The following is a 4508-nucleotide window of genomic DNA, read 5'->3' on the forward strand; positions in this document are numbered from 1 at the left end:
AATGTGTAGACAAGATATTAGATTATTTAAAATGCCTTGGTTAGGAGATTACAATGAAGCTAGAAACAAAAATACTTAAAACTGATATATTAGTTGTTGGTGGTGGTACTGCTGGATGTTATGCTGCATTAACATTAAGTAAGCAGGAAGAGATGAATATTATAGTAGCAGATAAAGCTAATATAAAAAGAAGCGGATGCTTAGCTGCAGGTGTTAATGCAATTAATGCTTACATTAATAATGGATATACACCTGAAGACTTCGTAGACTATGTTAGAAATGAAGCAGAGGGGATTATAAGAGAAGATTTGGTATATTCTATTGCTAAAAACTTGAATAAGGTTACAAGAAATATGGAAAGTCTAGGACTTACAATTTTAAAGGATTCAGAGGATCAATATGTTACTCGTGGAAAGAGAAGCATTAAAATCAATGGTGAAAACATAAAACCCCTTCTTGCAAATGAGGTTAACTCAAAGAAGAACATAAAGGTTTTAAACAAGGTAAACATAATAGATTACATTGTTAAAGATAACGTTGTTATTGGTGCTTATGGATTTCATATTGAAGAGAATATTTTTTATGTAATTTATTCTAAGGCGGTTATTTGCACAACAGGTGGAGCTTCAGGCCTCTATAAACCTAATAATCCTGGATTTTCTAAACATAAGATGTGGTATTCACCATTTAATACTGGTGCAGGTTATGCCATGGGTATAAGAGCAGGAGCTGAGATGACATCTTTTGAAATGAGATTTATTGCTCTAAGGTGCAAGGATACCATAGCACCCACAGGAACAGTGGCTCAAGGTATTGGTGCAAAGCAAGTTAATGCAAATGAGAATGAGTATGTGAAAAATTATGGAAAGCCCTTAACAATTACACGTCTTTATGCGACTGTAGAGGAAAATAGGAAAGGCCTTGGTCCTTGCTATTTAAAAACTAAGGGTATATCAAAGGAAGTTGAAGATGAACTTTATAAGGCATATCTTAATATGGCTCCAGCTCAGACCTTAAAATGGATTGAGGATGGATTTGGTCCTAGTATACAAAACTTAGAGATTGAAGGTACAGAGCCTTATATAGTTGGTGGACATGCAGCTAGTGGTTATTGGGTGGATACTAAGCGATCTACAACAATCCCCGGTTTATATGCAGCTGGGGATGTTGCAGGAGGAAGCCCCAAAAAATATGTGACTGGCTGCTTTGTAGAGGGTGAAATTGCAGCAGAGTCTGCAACTGAATTTATAAGAAATAAGGAAAACAAGCATATAGGGCAAGAAGAAATCCAATCTAAAGCTTTATATCTAGAAACCTTTCTAATAGACGAGGAATACACGTTTTCTATAAATAATGTTGAAGAGGCTATGCAAAAGGTAATGGATGAGTATGCAGGTGGAATATCTAAAAATTATGTTTTTAATTCGAAAAGACTGCTTCTTGCCAGGGGGAAAATAGAAGAGCTTTTATCGCTTTCAAGTAAACTGCGTGCTAAAGGAATGAGGGAACTTTTGCAGATATATGAAGTTATTGATAGATTATATGTTTGCAAAGTGTTAATAGTTCATCTTCTAGAGAGAAAAGAAACTAGATGGAAATGTTATGGAGAAAATGCAGATTACAAGGAAAAAGATGAAAACTTGCTTAAATATGTTAATACAATTTATAAAGATGGTAAGGTTCAAGTTGTCTTTAGAAACTTAGTAAAGCGAGATGAAGTTTATGAGCATTAAAATAGATCCACAAAAATGTGTGGGTTGCGGTAAATGCCTTGAGACTTGTCCAGGAAATCTTATTTTTAAAAAGGATAACTTAAAAACTTTTATAAAATACCCCGAGGAGTGCTGGGGCTGTACAGCATGCGTTAAAGAATGCCCTGCTTCGGCTATAAATTATTATCTTGGAGTTGATATTGGAGGCAAAGGAACTTACTTAAATACTAAAAAAGATAAAAATCTTCTTCATTGGCATATCTTTAAACCAAATAATGAAGAGATTATTATTACAACAAATGAAACAGAGGGTAATAAATATTAGGGAGGTTAAATTATGGATCATTTAGATGCATTAGAAGCAGAAAGTATTTTCATATTAAGAGAATCTTATAAAAAATTAGGTAAACTTGGAATGTTATGGTCAATTGGAAAGGATTCAACCGTATTATTATGGTTATCTAAGAAGGCTTTTTTCGGACATTCTCCTTTTCCTTTTATTCACGTAGATACAAAGCATAAAATTCCTGCAATGATTGAGTACAGAGATAAAATAGCTAAAGAATTTAACATTGACCTTATAGTGCACACAAATCAAGAAGCTATAGATGAAGGTATGGGACCAGATCATGGAAGACTCGTTTGTTGTAAGGCACTAAAAACAGATGGCCTTCAACAAGTGGTTACAAAATATGAATTTGATGGACTAATTCTAGGAATTAGAAGTGACGAGGAAGGGTCTAGATCTAAGGAAAGAATTTTCAGTGAAAGAAATAAGGATTCCGAATGGGATTACACTAATCAAGCACCAGAACTTTGGGACCAATTTAAAACTGATTTCCCGAAAGGAAACCATATTAGGGTTCATCCAATACTTCATTGGAATGAAATTGATATATGGACTTATATACAGAGAGAAAATATACCACTTATAGATTTATATTTTGCAAAGAATGGTGAAAGATACAGAAGCCTTGGATGTGCTGAGTGTACTGGTAAGATTAAATCTAATGCGGTGACAATCGATCAAATAATTGAAGAATTAAAAACAACTACAACAGGAGAAAGAGCAGGTAGGGCTCAAGATCAAGAGGATTCATATGCTATGCAAAAGCTTCGTAAAGATGGATATATGTAAGGGAGGGGTTTATTACTAATGGAAAATACAAGAGAAGTATTAAGAATAGTTGCAGTAGGACACGTAGATCACGGCAAGTCAACAGTAATTGGAAGATTACTTTATGATACAAAGTCACTACCAGAAGGTGCAATTGACAAAGTTAAAAGAATTGCTAAAGAAACAGGTAAACCCTTTGAATATGCTTATTTATTAGATGCTTTTGAAGAGGAACAAAAACAGGGAATAACAATAGACACAACGTCTCTTCAATTTCATACAGACATGCGGGATTTTGTAATTATAGATGCACCGGGACATGTAGAGTTTCTTAAAAACATGATCACAGGTGCAGCTAGTGCTGAAGCTGCACTTTTGATAATAGATGCTAAAGAAGGGATTCAAGAACAATCTAAAAGACATGGTTATATATTATCTCTACTTGGAATTAAACAGGTCTGCGTTGTTGTTAATAAAATGGATCTTATTGATTATAACCAGGAAAAGTTTGAAGCTATAAAAAACGAAATGAATGCATTTTTAAAGAATTTAAATGTACATCCTATGAGTTATATTCCTATCTCAGCATTTTACGGTGAGAATTTAACAACCAAATCTGAGAAATTATCTTGGTATAAAGGAGAAACAGTACTTGAAGCTTTAGATTTATTTACGCAAGAAGACGGACTTGAAGCAAAACCTTTAAGATTTCCTATACAAGATGTTTATAAGTTTGATGATAGAAGAATAATAGCTGGAAGAATTGAAGCAGGTAGCCTTAAAGTTGGCGATGAAATTCTCATTTCGCCTTCTAACAGAACTACAAAAGTTAAAAGTGTTGAAGCCTTTGTAGAAAAAGACAAGGTAGACACATTGAGTGCAGGTATGTCTGTTGGAATTACTTTTGAAGATGAGTTCTTTAATAAAAGGGGAGAAGTTATTTCACATAAAGCAAATCCTCCTATTGTATCTGATCTTTTTAAGACCAACATATTTTGGATGGGAAAAAATAGTTTTGTAAAAGGAAAGAAATATAAGATAAAACTTGTAACGCAAGAAGTGGAATGTGAAGTTGTAGCTTTTAATAAAGTTATAGATGCAAGTACTATAGGAACATATGAAAATGCACTTGAAGCAAAAACTAATGATGTAGCGGAAGTTACTATAAAAACGAAGGAAAAAATATGCTTTGATAAATTTTCAGACAACCAAAATACCGGTAGATTTGTAATAGTAGATGGTTATGATGTATGTGGTGGTGGAATTATTTCAGGCATTGTAGATTCCACTGGAGCTATTGTAACTAACTTTATTAAGGATGAGATTAAGCTTTCAATCAACAGTTTCGACGAATACTATTTTGATATTAAAGCTTTAGAGATTAAGAAGGAATTATTAAAGGCTACTCAATATAAAATTGGAGATAATGTACCTTACTTTTCAGAAAGTTATAATTATACAAAAGATTTTGATGTAATTTCATTAAATGCTAATCTTGTTTCTAAAATAAGAGGTGGTAAGTTAATTGATGTTATAGGAGTAGCAGAATATTCATATGAGGATACAGTTATTATTGATGAAAATGGTTTTGGAATCAAGTTAACCTCTGAGAAAGATTTATCATCATACATTATTGATTATAAAGAAGGTATGAATGATAAGTTCTTAAATAAATGGTT

The 4508-nt window shown here is 33.0% G+C and carries 4 protein-coding genes; all 4 read left to right on the plus strand.

Annotated features, from left to right (window positions below):
• The first annotated feature begins 53 nt into the window (after window positions 1-53).
• Window positions 54-1733, plus strand: coding sequence for an adenylyl-sulfate reductase subunit alpha (locus VIM70_RS20695; RefSeq protein WP_331947681.1), 1680 nt, complete (start codon window positions 54-56; stop codon window positions 1731-1733).
• The gene (locus VIM70_RS20700; RefSeq protein WP_331947682.1) at window positions 1723-2037 is read left to right on the plus strand and encodes a ferredoxin family protein; all 315 of its coding nucleotides are present in this window, start codon (window positions 1723-1725) and stop codon (window positions 2035-2037) included. Before VIM70_RS20695 ends, VIM70_RS20700 begins: the two co-directional genes overlap by 11 nt.
• Before the next feature lie 12 nt (window positions 2038-2049).
• Complete coding sequence (gene cysD / locus VIM70_RS20705; protein WP_331947683.1) at window positions 2050-2850, plus strand: sulfate adenylyltransferase subunit CysD; 801 nt, start codon at window positions 2050-2052, stop codon at window positions 2848-2850.
• 18 nt (window positions 2851-2868) lie between these two features.
• On the plus strand, window positions 2869-4508 hold a 1640-nt coding region (locus VIM70_RS20710; protein ID WP_331947684.1), incomplete at its 3' end, for a sulfate adenylyltransferase subunit 1.

Origin of the sequence: Clostridium sp. (assembly GCF_036569345.1) — a bacterium.
In the GTDB taxonomy this organism is placed as follows: Bacteria; Bacillota; Clostridia; order Clostridiales; family Clostridiaceae; genus Clostridium_AD.